Source organism: Phocaeicola sp. RTP21198st1_B8_RTP21198_201120 (assembly GCF_040929485.1).
Classification (GTDB): domain Bacteria; phylum Bacteroidota; class Bacteroidia; order Bacteroidales; family Bacteroidaceae; genus Phocaeicola; species Phocaeicola dorei.
Genome location: NZ_JBCOCI010000583.1, coordinates 1 through 1,011, shown reverse-complemented (window position 1 = coordinate 1,011; position 1,011 = coordinate 1). Strand labels below are relative to the sequence as shown.

The following is a 1,011-nucleotide window of genomic DNA, read 5'->3' as shown; positions in this document are numbered from 1 at the left end:
TAGCTATGAAATTCACATTTTATCTGACATCGGCCTATATTCGCGTATGCTTCCATCGTTTGTAGTACCTTCGTAGTTCGATTTCACTTTACCAAACCGATAAGCAAAATTTATGGTGAAAAACCGTCCATAATAATTTGTCCACGTGTTTTGAATGTAGTTGGAATACATTTGGCTGTTGAAAGTCCGATGACTATTTAGTAGATCATATGCGGCAATACTAATGTCTCCTTTGCGATTTAACACTTTACAGCCTATGTTCAAGTTTAGGGTGTGATTGCGGTTAATCTCTTTATTGATTCCATAATCACGGCTGAAAATGAAATTATAATGACTACTTAGATAGAAGTATTTACATATTTGGCTTATATCAAATGTTGCTCCTGCCGTTTGATAGAATGTTTTACTTGTATAATTTTCAGTATTGATGCTATGTACATAATGAGTATTGGCACTGATTGTTATTTTTAATCTTTTAGTTAGATTACAGAGTAGAAAATGTTCGAGCGATGGATCATAGGTACGTGTTGTAGTCTTATTCTCTCCTATATAATATGGGTTATGTTCGTTGTTGAATCCGGTAGATAAGGCATATTTGGATTTTATACTACGTATAGGAGCCTGCCATATCAGTTTGCCTTTTATGTCCCAATATCCTTCTACGTTTTCAAAACTAATTAGAGAACTGTGTGCAGGTGCTGTGTATTGCAATCCCGGTAGATAAGTTTCGGCATTGTAATAGGTTGTCTTTGCAACAGGAGAGTGTTGGCGGATAGAGGCATTGATAATAACACCTATGGTGTGGTTATGTTTTCCTAACATACGATTGCAATTGAAGAGGAACGAATGTAGATATGATTGTTTTAAGTTGGGATTTCCACTGCGCAGCATGTAAGGATTGCTGTTATCTATTTGTGGGCGTAACTGCACTATGTTTGGTGCAAAATTATGCAGTCTGTAAGCGGCACTCCATGACTTTGTTATATCTGTATGCACAAAAGATATTGCTAC

The 1,011-nt window shown here is 36.2% G+C and carries 1 protein-coding gene; it reads right to left on the bottom strand.

The annotated features are described in order from the left end of the window. Positions 1 to 12 precede the first annotated feature (12 nt). Positions 13 to 1,011, bottom strand: a 999-nt coding sequence (locus tag AB5935_RS28305) for an outer membrane beta-barrel protein (protein ID WP_368328143.1), incomplete at its 5' end; no start/stop codon positions are given.